Source organism: Hymenobacter lapidiphilus (assembly GCF_003417065.2).
GTDB lineage: Bacteria > Bacteroidota > Bacteroidia > Cytophagales > Hymenobacteraceae > Hymenobacter.
Map to the genome: position 1 here is coordinate 75,037 of NZ_QVLT01000002.1, position 17,142 is coordinate 92,178.

Consider the following 17,142-nt stretch of genomic DNA (forward strand, 5'->3'; position numbering starts at 1 on the left):
CTTCGCTCCGCTCAGCATGACGTTTCTTGTGATAACGAATTTCCCACCCGTGCCTCAACTTCAACCTCACCGCCCCTCATTCTCCCGCCTTATCCGCACCGGTCGCCGGCTGGCGGCGGGGCTGCTGCTGGCCGGGCTGGCCGGGTGCAGCGGCCTTAAGTTTATTCCCGACGATGCCCGCCTGTACACCGGCAGCACAGTTACACTCAAATCCAATACCGGAACCCCGATTCCGAATGAGGCGGTGGTGCAGGCCGAGCTGGAGGCCGTAATTGCACCCAAGCCCAATGCCTCCATTCTGGGGATGCGGCCTAAGCTGTATTTCTGGAACATGGGCGTGGGCAAAACCAAGGGCCTGGGCCACTGGCTGGCCAACAAGTACGGCGAGGAGCCGGTCCTGTTCAGCGCGGTAGATACGGCCAAGGTGGCCGGCCTGATGCTCAACCGGCTCAATAACGACGGCTTCTTCAAGCCCGAGGTGCGCGCCAACATCAAGCTGGAAACGCGCACGGCCTCGGTCGATTACGAGGCCCGCGTGAACCAGGTGTACCGCATCAAGGAAATCTTCTTTCCCGAGCGCGACACGCTGCTCGACCGCGACATTCGGGCCACGCAGGCTGGCTCGCTGCTGAAAGTGGGCGACCCTTACAACCTGCAGACGTTCGTGAACGAGCGGGTGCGGATTGACAACGAGCTCAAGAACCGGGGCTACTACTATTTCGCGCCCGATTACCTGCTGTTTCAGGTAGACAGCACCTTGGATAACCAGCTGAATGTGTACCTGAAGGTGAAGGGCAGCATCCCGGCCAATGCGGCCCAGCCCTACGTGCTCAACCGCATCGTGCTCAACACCGACTACACCCTGCAGGACACGACCACCAACCAGACGCCCATCAACTACCGGGGCTACCGCTACTACCCCGACGAGTCGATGTTCAAGGCCAAGGCCATTGCCAATGCCGTGTTCCTGTACCCCGACAGCCTCTACCGCCGCCGCCGCGCCGACCAGACGCTGAGCCGCCTGATGAGCCTGGGCACGTTCCGCTTCGTCGACCAGCAGTTCCGGCCCGCCCGCAACAAGCCCGATTCACTGCAGTACGGCTTTCTGAACGCCATTGTGCGCATGACGCAGGTGCCCAAGAAGTCGATTCGGGCCGAGGTGCAGATGAACACCTCCAACCTGTTTACCGGGCCGGCCGTGGTGGTGCAGTACCGCAACCGCTCGGCGCTGCGCGGGGCCGAGCAGCTACTTATCAACGTCCAGGCCTCGGCCGAAACGGGCAAAGGTGCCCTGTCGGGCGTTACCTCCACCCAGTACGGCATCGACGCCCAGCTGCTGGTGCCCCGCCTGATTACGCCGCCCTTTGATATCCGGCTGCGCAACTCCGATTTCCAGCCCCGCACCTTTTTCGAGGCGGGCGCGAAATACGTGCTGCGCACTCAGTATTTCCAGCAGAACGTCTTCAACCTGGGCTACGGTTACACCTGGAAAATCAAGCTCACCAACGAGCAGCGCCTGCAGCCCATCGACCTGCAGTACGTGCGCCTGAGCAACACCGAAAGCGTGTTCGAGCAGCTGCTTAACGATAAGCCCTTCCTGCGCCAGAGCTTCCGCCAGCAGTTTATTCTGGGCAGCAATTACACCTACACCTACAACCAGCAGGTGCTGGAGCAGCGCCGCAACCAGATCTACTTCAGTGGCGGCCTAGAGCTGTCGGGTAACCTGGCCTACCTGTTCAAAAACCTGAGCGGGGCGCCCAAGGAAGACACCGATACGGGCGAGCAGGCCTACAAATTGTTTGGGCGGGAGTTTTCGCAGTACTCCAAGGTAAACCTGGAGCTGCGCAATTACTACCGCACGTCCGTCAACCCGGCCAGCGGCAACAAAATAGCGGCCCGCCTGCTCATTGGCTCGGGTATTCCCTACCTCAACTCCAGCGTGCTGCCCTACCTGAAGCAGTACGGCATCGGCGGCCCCAACAGCGTGCGGGCCTTTGCCGCCCGCGGCATCGGCCCCGGTACCTACCGCACGCCCGCAAACGACTCCAACGGTGGCTTCTACGACCAGGTAGGCGACATCCGGATTGAAGGCAATGTGGAGTACCGTCAGGATCTGTTTCCGTACGTGAAAGGGGCCGTGTTCGTGGATGCGGGCAACATCTGGCTGGTGAACCCCGACCCAGCCCGCGCCACTTACGATGCCAACGGCAACCCCGACGGCAAAAACGGGCAGTTTAAGATCAACTCCTTCTTAAAGGAGCTGGCGGTGGGCGCGGGCGTGGGCCTGCGCATCGACGTGCAGTTCTTCGTCATCCGCCTCGACGCCGCCGTGCCCATCCGCTACCCCTACGCCAACACCGATTTCGACGTCCGGAAGAATCCGGAAATTCCGGTGCCCCCGGGCTACAACTTCGAGTTCAGGAAGAGTCCGACGTTTTCCGAGGATAAGTTGAAATCCGTCCGCCTGAACATCGGCATCGGTTACCCATTCTAATCTGAGCTCTTGGCTGAGAGTTGTTGGCTTGCTAACCCAAGTTGCGGAGTAGTCTGCTAGCCCGGTGTAGGGGCGGGGCTTGTCCCCGCCCGCCGTTGCCCGGAACCGTTGAATGAATCCGACCACAGCAGTTGAAGACCAGACCCGAATGTTCAGGCGCACCGTTCAATGGCGGGCGGAGGCAAGCCCCGCACCCTACACTGTCCTTCGCAACTTGACTTTCTAAACAACTCTCGTTCAGGCAGACTCATCATCCCCTAAACGAAGAAGGTCCCGCACTCAACCAAGTGCGGGACCTTCTTCGTTTTTCAGCTAACAGCTCAGGCTTTCGCTTCCGCTTCCGCTTCCAGACGCATCTCTACCGGGGCGCCGGTGATTTTGCGGGTGGGCACTACGGTTACGCGCACGTATTTTGAGGTGGGCGTATTGCTCTTTTTGGCCACGCTGCCGATGGGGATGAGCGGGTTGGCCTCGGGGAAGTAGGCCGACACGTTGCCGCGCGGAATGTCGTAGGGTACGGCCACGAACTTCTCCACCGTGCGGTCTTGGCCTTCGAAGTGGCTGGTAATATCGATGAGGTCCTTGGCCTTGAGGCCGCGGTCGGCCATATCCTGCTCGTGCATAAACAGCACGCGCCGCTCGTTATGCACGCCCCGGTACCGGTCGTTGTAGTCGTAGATGGTGGTGTTGAACTGGTCGTGGCTGCGTACGGTCATCATAATCAGCTCGTCGGCCCCTACTTCGTAGCGCTCCAACTCGGTAGTCGTGAAGTGCGCCATGCCGTCCTTGGTGGTGAAGTTCCGGTCGCGGGGGCCGTTGGGCAGGTAGAAACCACCGGGCCGCCGCAGCTTCTCGTTGAAGCCTTCGAAGCCCGGAATCACCCGCGCAATATGTTCGCGGATGACGTCGTAGTTCTCCGTCATGGCCACCCAGTCGGCAATGTTAATCTTCTCGCCCAGCGTGGCAATGGCCACGCCGGCCAGAATGGCCACTTCGCTCAGCATCTGGCCGCGCAACGGCTCCAGCACGCCCTTGTTTTGGCTCACCACGCCCATCGAGTTTTCGCACGAGGTCATCTGGTGGCCACCTTTCTGCATGTCGATGTCGGAGTGCGTGAAGCAGGGCAGCAGCAGGCTGGTTTTGCCGGTCGTCAGGTGGCCGCGGTTGAGCTTGGTACCCACGAATACGGTCAGGTTCTGCTTGCGCATGGCCTCGGCAATGTACTCGGTATCGGGGCCGGCACCCAGCAGGTTGCCGCCCAGCCCGAAGTACACCTTTATTTCCTCGCGGTGCATGGCCTTAATGGTATCCACCACGTCGAGGCCGTGCTCGGTGGGCGCGGTGAAGTTGAACTCCGCGCCCAGCTTGTCGAGGAAGCTCTGCGGCATCTGCTCCCAGATACCCATCGTGCGGTCGCCCTGCACGTTGGAGTGGCCCCGCACCGGACAGGTGCCGGCCCCCGGCTTACCGATGGCCCCCTTCAGCAGCAGCAAATTCACCAGCTCCTGAATCGTCTGGACGCCCTGGCGCTGCTGCGTCAGGCCCATGGCCCAGCAGATGATAATCTTCTTCTTGTTGGCCAGCAGGTTGGCCGCCTCCAGCAGCTCGGCGCGCGATACGCCGCTCACCGTCTCAATATCCTCCCAGCTCGTAGCCTTAATGTTGGCAATGGCCGACTCGTAGCCCTTGGTGTACTGGTTGATGAAGTCGAAGTCGAACACCTGGCCGGGGTTCAGCTCCTCAGCCACCAGCAGATGCTTCATGATGCCCCGTAGCAGGGCCATGTCGCCATCTACCCGCACCTGCAGGTACACATCGGTAATTACGGTGCCGTTGCCCAGCAGCGCACCCAGGGCCTTCAGCGGATTCATGAAATCCTGGGGATTCTTGAAGTGATTCAGGCCGGCCTCAATCAGCGGGTTTACGCTGATGATTTTGGCCCCGTTCTGCTTGGCCAGCTGTAGCGCGCTCAGCATCCGCGGGTGGTTGGTGCCCGGGTTCTGGCCGATAATCATAATGACCTCGGCCTCGTGAATGTCGTTGAGCGTAACCGAGCCTTTGCCCAGCCCGAGGGTGGTACTCAGGGCCGCGCCGCTGCTTTCGTGGCACATGTTGGAACAGTCGGGCAGGTTGTTGGTGCCGAACTGCCGCACGAAGAGCTGGAACAAGAAGGCCGGCTCGTTGGGCACCTTGCCCGAGGTGTAGAACGCCGCCTCGTTGGGCGAAGCCAGCGCGTTCAGCTCGGTCGCAATCAGCTGGAAGGCATCGGCCCACTCGATGGGCTTGTAGTGGTTGTCGCCGGGGCGCAGCACCATCGGGTGGGTGAGGCGGCCGGCGTTGTTCTGGTCGCGGTCGGTCATCTGCGAGAGCTGGGCCAGGCTGTGGCGGGCGAAGAACTCGGGTCCGCAGGCCTTGTCGTCGGCATCAGAGGCGGTGGCCTTGGCGCCGTTCTCGCAGAACTCGGCAAACGAGCGGTGCCCATCGGGGTCGGGCCAGGCGCAGCTCGAGCAGTCGAAGCCTTCCTTCTGGTTCATGTTCAGCAGGCCCCGGGTGCCGCGGTCGAGGCCACCCTCACCCCAGCTAAACGACATGCTTTTGATAACTGCCGTTACGCCGGCGGCCACCGTCTGGCGCGGCTCCAGGCGCAGGCCGGTCAGGGCTTCGGGCGGCTGGGCCAGAATGGGGTGCTGGTATTTGGCGTTGACTACGTCGGGCGCTTTTATAGGGTCAGGCACGGTATTGCGGTTGGTGGGGTTGTAGTTATCGGCCACCGGGGCCGCGCCCTGGTCGGGCCGCTCGCCGCTTTTAGGCGCGTGGTCGGCCTGTTGTTCGTTGGAATGGCCGGTTTTGGTTGGGTCGGTGGCGGGAGAATTTTCCATGGGAAGGCAGATAGCAAAGGTGGGATGGGTAGGCAAGCCGGGCAGTAGCGTCGCAATCAGTGCGCGCAGCCCAGGTCCTTCTCTACCAAGATAAGCAGGAATTGGTTTTCAGCCACTTCCAGTTGAGTGCGTAAACTGACTTCATCCGACCCCGCCCAAGCCGTGGCCTGCGCCGCCGGTACCAGCACCCGGATGCGGCCCGGCTCGTGGCGCACCGTCAGCACCGGCACTTCACCGTCGCGCTCCAGCGAGTAGCGCAGCTGCCCGGCCGCGCCCGGCCCCAGCGGCACGGCCGTTTCCAAGAGCCCGGTCCGGCCAAATTCCGCAGCTTCCTCCGGATCGAGGCGCAGGCGCAGGGAGGTTTCATCGAGGCGGAGCTTCATGGGCGGGAGGTTTGTGGGGGCTGGGGTGATACATTTCTGCCGCTGATCCCACCCCCCGGCCCCCTCCCCGGTGGGGAGGGGGTGCGTTCAACGAATCCTTGAACTCGCGTTTGGCACCCCTCCCCACCGGGGAGGGGCCGGGGGTGGGGTCACCCAATCCGCTCGGGGTGGGTGTAGATGTTGAACCGCTGCTGGCGCACGAAGCCGCAGAGCGTGAGGCCGAAGTCGCGGGCGGCGGAAACGGCTAGTGAGGAGGGCGCGCCCACGGCGGCCATGACGGGGATGCCGGCCACGGCGGCCTTTTGCACCAGCTCGAACGAGGCCCGGCCGCTAACGAGCAGCACGGACCCGTGCAGCGGCAGCTGGCCGGCGAGCAGCGCGGCACCAATCACTTTGTCGAGGGCGTTGTGGCGGCCCACGTCTTCGCGCAGCAGCAGCAGCTCGCCGGCGGGCGAAAACAGGGCCGCCGCGTGCAGGCCGCCGGTTTGCTCGAACAGCTCCTGGGCCTGGCGCTGACGCTCGGGCAGCTGGTGAATCACGGCGACCGGCACCTGCACCGTGCCCATGGGCAGGCGCGGACAGCCGGCGGCGTGCACGGCGGCAATGCTGGTTTTGCCGCACACGCCGCAGCTGCTGCTGGTGTAGAAGTGGCGCTCCAGCCGCGGCAAATCGGGCTGCACGCTGGGGGTCAGCTCGGCCCGCACCACGTTTTCGCGCTCCTCGTCTTTGGTTACGTCGGGGCAGTAGAGGATGCCCTGCAAATCCTGGGGGCCGGTGAGCAGGCCTTCGGTGAGCAGGAAGCCGGCGGCCAGCTCGAAATCGTGGCCGGGCGTGCGCATGGTGATGGCCAGCGTGCGGTGCTCGCGCTGCCCCACCGGACCGTAGCCCACCCGAATTTCGAGCGGCTCCTCGGCGGCCAGCACATCGGTGGCGTCCTGCACCTGCTCGCCGCGCACCTGCCGCACGGTGGCGTATTCGTAGCTGGTGGGCGGGAGCAGGGCTTTCATGGCGCAGGAAGTAAGTGGGAGCGTACCGAAACCAACATACGGCTTTCCCTTATGTTCCGCCGCTTGTCGGGCGCGCCGCCTGCCGATACACCATTGGGGCCGTCACGAACACGAACAACCCGAACAGGGCCTGCTCCAATAAGCTCAGCGGCACCAGCCCCGCTACCGGCGGCCCAAAGTAGCCCGCCACATATACGTAGCTGTTCACGCTGATATCAACCGCCATAATGGCAACTGCCAGCGGTACGCCTATTCGGGGCCGCCACCACACCAGCACCGCCGCCAAGGGGTCGAGCAGCGTCAGCGCATCCCAAAACACCCCGATACCCACCGGCACCGGCGAGGCCAGTAGCCCCCGCCGCAAAATGCCCGCCGCGTGGGTGTAAGTGCCAATCAGGAAGCACGCGGAGTAGATGGCCAGCACTACCCGCACGGGCCAGGGGTAAGACGGAGCGGAAGCAGTTCGGTAGCGCACGGCGGCAAGGTAGCGGCAACCGCCCCAAACGCCAACCAGCCGCTACCGGGGGCGGCAGCGGCTGGTGGGAGCTGAAACGAATGGTTTAGTGCTCCAGCAGCTTATTTGGTTACTGCTGGCGCGTATAATTCCATCTTCACCCGAACAAAATACCCCGCCCGGATTCCTCCAGGCGGCGCGGGTGTGGGTTGCTTTTAAGCAGCGTGCCGGGTTTGTTGCCGGGGAGCAGCTACTTCGGCTGCGGGCAGGGTCAGTATGGCCTGGGTGGTACCGTCAGGCGACAAAAACTCGACCTCATAGGCTTCGCCCAGCGCGTGTACCAGCACAACGATTCCCTGGGCACCCGCCGCCAACCCGCATTCCGGATGGGCTTTCTGCAACTGGACAACATCTAACTCAGCATAGGTTTTCATGGGCGGTCGAGTAAGTGAGCAGTGATTAATAAGACCAGGACGCCAGGGCTTTGTTCCATCCATACGGTCCGGATGGGGTACTGCCGGCCGTTGGGAGCCAGCAAGGGCCCATCTACCACAAATTTAGTCCCGTAAGGCGACTGTTTCTTCTCAGTTACGGTGGCGTCGTGGCCGTGCGCTATCAAATCCGCAATCAACAGTTCGTAATGCTCCCGCAAGTACCCAATGCTGAGAAAGAACCGGGCTTTGGCCCCACCAATAGGATGGTGGGGGTTCAGCAAGTAGTCCTGTACCTTGTTCGGAGCCACGGATAGCGCCTTATCGTGCAGCGTCATATTAGCTCCGCCGCGTAGGCCTGGCAGGCGCGGAGGTCGGCGGCTTCCAGGTCCTCATAATCCGCCAGAATCTCCGCGTCCGTCATCCCGGAAGCCAGTAGTTCCAGCACGATTTGCACCGGGTAGCGCAGCCCCCGCACGGTCGGCTGGCCGTGGCAAATAGCAGGATTGATGGTGATGCGGGCGAGAAGGTCAGGCATAGAACTGAAGTACTGATTCTAGCTGGATATGCGCCTGACGTTATCCGGTGCAACGGCCCCAAACGCCCACCAGCCGCTACCGGGGGCGGCAGCGGCTGTGGGAGCATCGTCTTTGTTAGCAACCGTGAGAATACCCCGCGCTAGTAGCCTTCTTTCTGGAAGCCGAACTCGCGCCGCCGGGCCTCGGTGGTGTCGGGGTAGTTGGCCTTGAGGTGATGGACGAGGGCGCGCAAGGCCCGGCGCACCTGCTTCTCGGTCTGGTCTTTCTGGCCGACTTTGCTGCTGCGCTGGCCGGCGGTATCGGCGCTTTGCTGCACCAGTATGGCGTACTCGTTGGCCAGGGGCTGCCAGTAGGCGGCGCCGTACTTCTTCTTATCAAGCGCGTGCGCCTTGAGGGCGACGGGCAGCTTCTGCAGCGCCTTTACGCGCTCGGAGCGGGCGGCGGGCAAGCGGTAGGTTTTGTTCTCGCGCACAATGCCAAACTCGGGGTAGAAGGCGCGGCCCTGGTCCTCCTCGTGCTCCTCGGCCAGGTAGGCTTTCACGTATTTGAGGTTCCGGTCAAGCTGCTCATCCAGCTCCTGGAGCCGGCGCGACTGGGGGGTGCGCTGGTCGCCGGCCGCCTCGGCCGCATCCCGACCTTGGGCAAAGGTGGCGGCCAGCGCCGTCAGGTCGGCCTTGGAAAGCCAGAGCAGCGCCGGCAGCTCCGAATCGGCCCAGGCGCGGGCGACGTTGGTGGCCAGCGCGGCCAACGGCACGGCGCTAGTCGGCAACTGCCCGGTACGGGATTTAGGAATAGGAGCCAGCGGCGCCTCAGGCGTGGGGGTAAGCATATAAATAGGATTAAGGGTGGATGAGGAGCCTAATATATTGATTATTTGATAGTACAACCGTCCTTACCTGCTCCTAAGCAGTTAGTTGGAAGCCGGTAAGCCACCTACCTCGTCAAAACCAATTGTTGGTAGGCCGGTAGGCGCCCTACCTCGCCAAAACCAAACGTTGGAAAGCAACCAGGCCGCCTACCTAGCCAAAACCAAATGGTTTCGGGCAGGTAGGCGGCCTATGGCGAGGGAAATGAACGGTTTTAGTATAGCAGGAGGAAAACTGATTACAAAAGGCATTGCCTCCAAGACCCCAAAAGCCAACCAGCCGCTACCGGGGGCGGCAGCGGCTGGGGAAGCTGACTTTTCTAAACAACGTGAAAGTCCATAAGCCTCACAATTCTCAGATACTGCTTTGTCTCTAGCGCAGTACCCTTTATGAAAACGTTGCTTTTAGCCTTGTGAGCTGTTATTGCAAGGTCGTATTGATTGTTTTCTAGTTCAACATGTATCGGCTTTAGGTTGCTTTGTGAACGACTTATAATAACAAGATTCTTGCTTCCTTTTGCGTGCGAAGACCTTAGCTGAATCACTCGCCCGCGAGAATCAATTTCAACATGATTGGCAAAAACTGTGGAGGCAAGGTCTATATAATTTTCCAATTGTTTAAATTCATCTACTCCAACTACTCCTGATTCTATTTTTAGATCAAAATCTGCTCCCAGTAAGGCAAAATTTATTTCTCCTACTCCTGTTCTTTTGAAAATATTATTAATATTTTCAAAAACATCTATATTTATTAATTGTGCATTTTGCTTTACATGTTCTACGCTATATATATCATTGGCCGGCGACTTGTATATATCGTCAACAACAAATTTTAAAACACTACCAAGTTTATTGTTTATTGAATCAGACTGAACGGAATACTCTTCAAATAGATTGACAGATAAATCTATAGAGCTTGGAAGCTGAATCTTTGAAATAAAGCTTCCTCTTTCTGTCTGCAAAAAACTACATAAGTTTAGATAAGTATTCGCCTCTTCTGGAATATCCTTAACATAATGCTTTCCTGAAACACCGAATGAAGCATTATTTAACAAGAGGTTTTTCAGTTCTTGAAGGTGGTGCTCATACCTGAGAAATGGAACATTGCCATGAGTTGTGCTTTCATCTATCAGCTGGGTGGAGAAAATTGCTGAATTTTTTATAAATGATGATATTAATTCTCCTGATGGAAATTCATAGAATTCAGAAATAAAATCAACTACTTTATGCAATAATGAATTGTCAAATTCATTATTATCTGTGAGAGGCAGTGTGATTTTTACCGAACTACTTATAGATTCGGGGGCCGACATTTTGTGAAATCGGTTTGTGATTTTATAGTCATGCCATCCCTTTTTGTAAAGGAATTGAATAATTGCACGAAGTGAAAGAGGTGCTAACATAACTAATCGTAAAGTGCGATGAATTTTCTTCTAATAGAGTCCATATCTAATTTATTTGTTTTTGGTATATAAATTCTTTTTGTCGATCTATTTCCTGTGTAAATTTCTGAAGAATCAGGTTCATACCAATATGCGCATTTTGCTAACGCAATTTCGTTGTCGCGAACTTCAACCCACGTGCTAATCTCATCAGGTAATATCATTAGAACCAAAAGCAGGGGCACGGTAGCATTATATCTTACTCTGTCTACTAAGTCATTATATGTTTTTACCTCCAAATCATATTTTATATAATCTTCGTCTTCATCAATTGATGCAACGCAAGTGCATTTCAACTGTACGCCTATAAAATCCGTTGAATCAACGTACCTAATACCATCAGCTCTTTCTATACGTTGCACACGCATTATGTATAAATCCACTCCATGGTCGTCTTCAGGCTTCATATGTTTGTGGCCACCATTGTGAATTAGAAGCTCGAGGTAATTTTTGGAAAGCTTCTCCTTAATCTGCTGTTCGGTCATAAAATATTATACTTTCGCTATGCTTTACATAAGGGTGTGGAAGGTAGTATATTTTTTTACAAAAAAAGGGGAGCCTATCAGGCTCCCCTTTTCAAATCTTGTTAATTACTCTTTTCCTTACGAACCGCAGGCCTCACAGCCTTCCGGGTCGTCCAGCGAGCAGGACATGTCCGAGGCATTCTGGGCCGATACGTTGAGCGGCTCCAGGGTTTCGGCGGCTTGCTTCTGCACCGTGAACTTGATGGCGTCGGCGGCGGCTTTGGTGCGCAGGTAGTACATGCCCGTCTTCAGGCCGCGCTTCCAGCTGTGGAAGTGCATGCTGGTGAGCTTGCCGAAGTTCACGTTCAGCACGTGCAGGTTCAGGCTCTGGCTCTGGCAGATGTACGCGCCCCGATCGGCCGACATGTCGATGATGCGGCGCTGGGAAATCTCCCACACCGTTTTATACAGGTCCTTGATGTTCTGCGGGATGCTGGCAATGTCCTGCACCGAGCCGTTGGCGGCAATGATGGCCGTTTTCATTTGCTCGTTCCAGAGGCCGAGCTTGATGAGGTCCTTGAGCAGGTGCTTGTTCACTACCATGAACTCGCCGCTGAGTACCCGGCGCACGTAAATGTTGCTCGTGTAGGGCTCAAACGACTCGTTGTTGCCCAGAATCTGGGCGGTGCTGGCCGTGGGCATGGGGGCCACCAGCAGCGAGTTGCGCGCGCCGTGCTCCATTACCTGCGCCCGCAGCGTGTCCCAGTCCCAGCGGCCCGAGTCGGGCGTTACGCCCCAGAGGTCGAACTGGAACTTGCCCTCGCTCAGGGGCGAGCCGGGGAAGGTTTCGTAGTGGCCGTCGCGCTGGGCCAGGTCCTTGGAGGCCGTCATGGCCGCGAAGTACAGCGTCTCGAAGATGTCCTTGTTCAGGCCGCTGGCTTCGTCGCTCTCGAAGGGCATGCGCAGGGCAATGAACGTATCGGCCAGCCCCTGCACGCCCAGCCCGATGGGGCGGTGGCGGCGGTTGCTGCGCTCGGCCTCGATAACGGGGTAGTAGTTGATATCGATAACCTTGTTCAGGTTCACCGTGGCGTGGTAGGTAACGTCGTAGAGCTTCTGGTGGTCGAAGAACAGGTTACCGGCCTCGTCGGGGCGCACGTAGCGGGGGAGGGCCAGCGAGGCGAGGTTGCAGACCGCAATTTCGTTCTCGTCGGTGTACTCCATAATCTCGGTGCAGAGGTTGGAGCTCTTGATGGTACCGAGGTTCTGCTGGTTGCTCTTGCCGTTGGCGGCATCCTTGAACAGCATGTAGGGCGTGCCGGTCTCGGTCTGGCTTTCCAGAATGGCGAACCATAGCTCCTGGGCCTTAATGGTCTTGCGGCCCTTGCCTTCGCGCTCGTATTTCTGGTAGAGCTTCTCGAACTCGGCACCGTGGCTGGTGTCGAGGCCCGGGCACTCGTGGGGGCACATCAGCGTCCAGTCGCCGTTGGCTTCCACGCGCTTCATGAACAAATCGGGCGTCCAGAGGGCGAAAAACAGGTCGCGGGCGCGCATCTCCTCCTTGCCGTGGTTCTTTTTCAGATCGAGGAAGTCGAAGATGTCGGCGTGCCAGGGCTCCAGGTAAATGGCGAAAGCGCCCTTGCGCTTCCCGCCGCCCTGGTCCACGTAGCGGGCCGTGTCGTTGAACACCTTCAGCATGGGCACCAAGCCGTTGGAGGTGCCGTTGGTGCCTTTGATGTAGGTGCCGGTGGCGCGCACGTTGTGCACCGCCAGCCCGATGCCGCCGGCGCTCTGCGAAATCAGGGCGCAGTTCTTTAGCGTGTCGTAGATGCCTTCGATGGAGTCGTCCTTCATCGTGAGCAGGAAGCAGGAGCTGAGCTGGGGTTTGGGCGTACCGGCGTTGAAGAGTGTGGGCGTGGCGTGGGTAAACCACCGCTCGCTCATCAGCTCGTAGGTTTCAATGGCGGCGGCAATATCCTGCTTATGAATGCCCACGGCCACGCGCATGAGCATGTGCTGGGGCCGCTCCACCACCTTGCCATCGAGGCGCAGCAGGTAGCTGCGCTCCAGCGTCTTGAAGCCGAAGTAGTCGTAGTTGTAGTCGCGGTCATAAATAATGGCCGAATCGAGCGTCGCCGCGTTGGCGTGCACGATGTCCCACACGTCCTGAGCCACGAGCGAGGCGTTTTCGCCCGTTTTGGGGTCCTCGTAGGTGTGCAGCCGCTTCATAGTGCTGCTGAACGACTTGCTCGTGACCTTGTGCAGGTTGCTCACGGCAATGCGGGCGGCCAGAATAGCATAGTCGGGGTGCTTGGTGGTGAGCGAGGCGGCCGTTTCGGCGGCCAGGTTGTCGAGCTCAATGGTGGTTACGCCATCGTAGATGCCGTCAATCACCTTCTTGGCCACCTCAATCGGCGACACGAAGTTCATGTTCAGGCCGTAGCAGAGCTTTTCGATGCGGGCCGTAACCTTGTCGAACTTCACGGATTCGCGGCGGCCGTCGCGTTTGAGTACCAACATATGCGGTGCAGGTTGAGGTGGTGTAGGTAGTAGAAATAGGCCCCGGCTAATTGCTACTGGCAGTTAGCCGAGGCATGGAGTCAGGTTGAACAAGCTTGGCGAAGGGTTGGGACGCAGGCATTGATACCGGAAGATATTCCTATCTGGCGGCTAGGGCAAACCTTCTTTTCAGAAGTTTTCCACATACGCCTAAAACGGTACTGTTCAGCCGGTTTTTGGCGTTTGGCTTTTGCTATATAGAATAGCATCGGCCGGAATTTTGAGTTGGCGGATTGGTTTCGATGTGGTATCGGAGCAGCGGCCCGCGCCGGCCAGCAGGCATAGCGCAACAAGCCAACGCCCGGATTCTGACCGAACACTAGGTTCAGGCAGAATCCGGGCGTTGGCTTGTTGGTTTTGGTGCCGGCTGCGGAGACGCCGCGAGGTGCATCTCTACACCGGTCTAATCGGCGTTAGTTGATAACTACCCGGGCCGTGCGGGGCGCTGGCTGGCCGCCGGCGTGCAGCGTGGCCACGTACAGGCCCTTGGGCAGCTGGCGCACATCGAGGCGGGGCTGGGGGCCGTGCAGCGTGGTTTGCAGCACCACCCGGCCGGTCAGGTCGCGCAGCATCAGCTCGGTAGCGCCGGCAGCGCCGGTTTCAACCGTAATAAAGTCGTTGCTGGGGTTGGGGTAGAGCGTGAGGCGGCCGGCAGCGGCCACCGGGGCCGTCGTCACGATTCCGAAGGGTGCCCCAAAGGTGGCATCGAGGAAGCGCAGCCGGTTGGCCAGCCAGGTAGCGGTGTAGTCGAGCTGCGTGCTCATGGCGGCCGGCTCGAAGCCTGCCCAGGCCAGCTGCTCGCGCTCATACACGGCGTTGCGCTGCAGCTGGTCCAGGTTTGCCCGGAACTTGCCCATAATGTGCTCCTCCGTTATGATGGTCTGGCGCAGCTCGGTCCAGCGCGCCCGTAGCGTGGCCCGGAAGCCGGTGGCCGAGCGGTCCTGCCACAGCCGGTCGTAGAAGCCGTTGGAGAGCAGGTCGTTGGTTATATTGATGTTGTCGGCCTTCCAGTCGGTGCCAAACACGCCGTCGAGGTCCCAGGGCACGTAGAAGTAGGGTTCGCCCTGCTTGTACTTGGCGATGTAGAGGTTCTTGCCCGTATTGTCGGTGGCCCGCGTCAGGTTCAGAAACAGGTAATAATCTACCGCGTTTTTCAGGTCGAATTTCTGCCGGTAGGTGGCCAGAAACTCCTGCTCGGAGCTGTTGCGCACGAAGCCCACGAAATCGTGCAGCCTGGTCCAGTCGATTTTCTCTTCGGGGTGCTTGTACTCGAAGCCGCCCCAGGTTTCGGAGCCGTTGTCGAAGTCGGGCAGGCCGCTGAACACCGTAGCCGGGCCCCAGCTGTCGCCCTTGTACAGCTCGCCCGTAATGTCTTTGCTGTATTTTTTCAGCTTGAGCTGCTTCCGGTCGATGCGCTCGGTGAGGGCGTACACGCCCCGGTAGGTCCCGTTCACGAACACCTCCACGTACTGCAGGGCAATGCCGCTTTTGGCGTCCGGCTCCTGCGCCAGGTAGGTAGGCTGATGGATTTCCTGCCACAGCGCGTGGCTGCTCATGTTGCGCACCCGCAGCGGCTCGTTATACATGGCCTGCAGGTTGTACTTGTTGTCGGAGCGCATGTTCAGCAGCCGCACATCGCGCGACTTGGCCCCGGTGCTGTCCTGCCAGAAGCTCAGCTCGTATGATTTCTTGGGGTAGGTTTGCGAGAAGCCGCCGCGGTACTCAATGCCCAGGTTGGCGGTCAGCATCTGGCCCTGCCCGTCTACCAGCGTCAACTGGGCGGCCACGCTGGGCGCGTCCCGGATGGAGTCGCGGGTCGTGATGCTCAGAATGGGCAGGTCGGTGAAGTACACCGCGTACCGGGTGCCGTCGTACTCGGCCTCGTAGCCCGTTGTGGTCGTCAGGTTTCCCAGCGGCTTCGTGAACGTGTAAGTCTGGTCCAGGTTCAGGTGGCTGTTCTGCTCCCCGGCAGCAATCTGCAGTTCCGCCGGTTTCTTGTTGAGCAGAATCAGATGCTTCTGCACATCGACGTTATAGAAGGCCGCGGCCAGCGTCAGCGTATCGGCTTGGCCCGGCCGGGCGGCCAGCAGCCCACTCAACACTAAGAATATAAGGGAAGTAAGCGTTTTAATCATCCGAGTAATTTTAAAATGGACTGCAAAAGTAAGATTAAATAAAGATTAGCCAAGTTGCATCAAATAATTATTTTTTTGAAGTAAGCTCTTGTTGTTGATAATTTAGACCCATTCTCAAGACGATTAAGGCACTATTAAGCCAATAGTTGCGTAGTTGGAGTGATTTCCCAAATGGGGACTGAAGGAGATTCGAAAATTGAATAATAAAAAGCTTCTTCGGTATTTGATTCGGAAACGGAACGAATCCCGGAAAAAGGCGGATTAGAAGGATATTTGTATTACTCAATCAGCCCTATGGCTGCCCATCGTCAATTCAACTGCTGCTTTGCTAAGTATCACTACTGCCCATTTCTTCCGCTTAGGCTGCCGCTGGTCGGGCCGATTCCTGCTGTTGAGCGGCCTGCTACTGGCGGCTGGCCCGCTGGCCGCCCAGCGCTTCGCTGCCATCGGCGACTACGGTTTCACCGGCCCGGCCGAGCGAGACGTCGCGGATCTGGTGAAAAGCTGGGACCCGGAATTCATCATCACGCTGGGCGACAACAACTACGATTTTGGCGACTCGACCACCATCGACCAGAATATCGGCCAGTACTACCACGCCTACATCCACAACTACAAGGGCCGCTACGGCCCGCGCACGTCCACCGACCGGTTTTTCCCGGCCCTGGGTAACCACGACTATTACACCCGCAACGGCCAGGCCTACCGCGACTACTTCACGCTGCCCGGCAACGGCCGCTACTACGAGCTGGTGCGCGGCGACGTGCATCTGTTCGCCCTCAACAGCGACCCGGCCGAGCCCGACGGCATCAAGGCCACCTCGGATCAGGCCCGGTGGCTGAAGGAGCGGCTGGCCGCTTCGCGGGCCCGCTGGAAAGTGGTGTACTTCCACCATTCCCCCTACACCTCGGGCCGGCACGGTCCCGATGCCGACCTGCAGTGGCCCTTCCGCGAGTGGGGCGCCTCGGTGGTGCTCAGCGGCCACGACCACATCTATGAGCGGCTGCTGGTGGACGGACTGCCCTATTTCGTGAACGGGCTGGGCGGCCGGAATATCCACGGCGTGCAGCCCGTGCGGCGGCCCGAAAGCCAGGCGCTGTTCAACGCCAACTACGGGGCCATGCTGCTCAACGCCACTCCCGATAGCCTGACGCTACAGTTCATCACCCGCACCCGGCAGCTGGTTGACACCTACGTGCTACGCCGCGAGGGTGGCCCTGCGCCGGCGCTGTACCCCATCAGTCCGAACCCGGTGCGGCCCGAAAGTCTGGTAGAGTTCTACCTGCCCGCCGCCGCCCCGGTGCAGCTACGGGTGCTCGACGCCCTCGGCCGCGAAGTGGCCCGCCTGCACGACGGCCCGGCCCGCACGGGCTGGCACCGCCTCCCGCTGCAGGCCGCCGGTTTGGCCCCGGGCCTGTACTTCGTGCAGCTCCGCAGCAACCGCTTCGCCCAAACCAACCGCTTCGTGGTGCAGTAGGGTGCCGGCCGGC

Annotated in this window: 14 protein-coding genes; 2 read left to right on the forward strand and 12 right to left on the reverse strand. The window is 59.2% G+C overall.

Features of this window, described 5'->3' with window-relative positions; all coding sequences use genetic code 11:
* Positions 1-49: 49 nt before the first annotated feature.
* Positions 50-2,494, forward strand: coding sequence for a translocation and assembly module lipoprotein TamL (gene tamL / locus D0N36_RS01490; protein WP_116939289.1), 2,445 nt, complete (start codon positions 50-52; stop codon positions 2,492-2,494).
* Between the two features lie 320 nt (positions 2,495-2,814).
* On the opposite strand, the gene D0N36_RS01495 is transcribed toward tamL, so the two are convergent.
* The 12 genes from D0N36_RS01495 to D0N36_RS01545 all read right to left on the reverse strand — a co-directional run bounded on the left by D0N36_RS01495 (position 2,815) and on the right by D0N36_RS01545 (position 15,652).
* Positions 2,815-5,373, reverse strand: coding sequence for an FdhF/YdeP family oxidoreductase (locus tag D0N36_RS01495; protein ID WP_116939290.1), 2,559 nt, complete (start codon positions 5,371-5,373; stop codon positions 2,815-2,817).
* A 56-nt stretch (positions 5,374-5,429) separates the two neighbouring features.
* A complete protein-coding gene (locus tag D0N36_RS01500) occupies positions 5,430-5,756 on the reverse strand; it encodes a DUF7009 family protein (protein WP_116939291.1) in 327 nt (108 codons plus the stop codon).
* Positions 5,757-5,905: 149 nt separating this feature from the next.
* The gene (fdhD, locus tag D0N36_RS01505; RefSeq protein ID WP_116939292.1) at positions 5,906-6,763 is read right to left on the reverse strand and encodes a formate dehydrogenase accessory sulfurtransferase FdhD; all 858 of its coding nucleotides are present in this window, start codon (positions 6,761-6,763) and stop codon (positions 5,906-5,908) included.
* Positions 6,764-6,812: 49 nt separating this feature from the next.
* The gene (locus D0N36_RS01510) at positions 6,813-7,238 is read right to left on the reverse strand and encodes a hypothetical protein (protein WP_147320706.1); all 426 of its coding nucleotides are present in this window, start codon (positions 7,236-7,238) and stop codon (positions 6,813-6,815) included.
* A 194-nt stretch (positions 7,239-7,432) separates the two neighbouring features.
* The gene (locus D0N36_RS01515; RefSeq protein ID WP_116939294.1) at positions 7,433-7,651 is read right to left on the reverse strand and encodes a DUF4926 domain-containing protein; all 219 of its coding nucleotides are present in this window, start codon (positions 7,649-7,651) and stop codon (positions 7,433-7,435) included.
* Complete coding sequence (locus tag D0N36_RS20190) at positions 7,648-7,986, reverse strand: DUF6883 domain-containing protein (RefSeq protein WP_116939295.1); 339 nt, start codon at positions 7,984-7,986, stop codon at positions 7,648-7,650. Before D0N36_RS20190 ends, D0N36_RS01515 begins: the two co-directional genes overlap by 4 nt.
* Complete coding sequence (locus tag D0N36_RS01520) at positions 7,983-8,186, reverse strand: DUF433 domain-containing protein (RefSeq protein WP_116939296.1); 204 nt, start codon at positions 8,184-8,186, stop codon at positions 7,983-7,985. The genes D0N36_RS20190 and D0N36_RS01520 overlap by 4 nt, the downstream gene beginning before the upstream one ends.
* A gap of 140 nt (positions 8,187-8,326) precedes the next feature.
* The gene (locus tag D0N36_RS01525) at positions 8,327-9,016 is read right to left on the reverse strand and encodes a hypothetical protein (RefSeq protein WP_116939297.1); all 690 of its coding nucleotides are present in this window, start codon (positions 9,014-9,016) and stop codon (positions 8,327-8,329) included.
* A 356-nt stretch (positions 9,017-9,372) separates the two neighbouring features.
* Positions 9,373-10,455 (reverse strand): hypothetical protein, encoded by a 1,083-nt coding sequence (locus D0N36_RS01530; protein WP_147320707.1) that lies wholly within the window; start codon positions 10,453-10,455, stop codon positions 9,373-9,375.
* Between the two features lie 2 nt (positions 10,456-10,457).
* Entirely contained in the window at positions 10,458-10,979 is a 522-nt protein-coding gene (locus D0N36_RS01535) for a DUF4365 domain-containing protein (RefSeq protein ID WP_116939298.1), read from the reverse strand.
* 117 nt (positions 10,980-11,096) lie between these two features.
* Positions 11,097-13,478, reverse strand: a complete 2,382-nt coding sequence (locus D0N36_RS01540; protein WP_116939299.1) for a ribonucleoside-diphosphate reductase subunit alpha — start codon at positions 13,476-13,478, stop codon at positions 11,097-11,099.
* Positions 13,479-13,930: 452 nt separating this feature from the next.
* Entirely contained in the window at positions 13,931-15,652 is a 1,722-nt protein-coding gene (locus D0N36_RS01545) for a CotH kinase family protein (RefSeq protein ID WP_116939300.1), read from the reverse strand.
* A 325-nt stretch (positions 15,653-15,977) separates the two neighbouring features.
* Here D0N36_RS01545 and D0N36_RS01550 point away from each other — a divergent pair, with 325 nt between their 5' ends.
* Positions 15,978-17,129, forward strand: coding sequence for a metallophosphoesterase (locus tag D0N36_RS01550; RefSeq protein WP_116939301.1), 1,152 nt, complete (start codon positions 15,978-15,980; stop codon positions 17,127-17,129).
* The last annotated feature ends 13 nt before the right edge of the window (positions 17,130-17,142 follow it).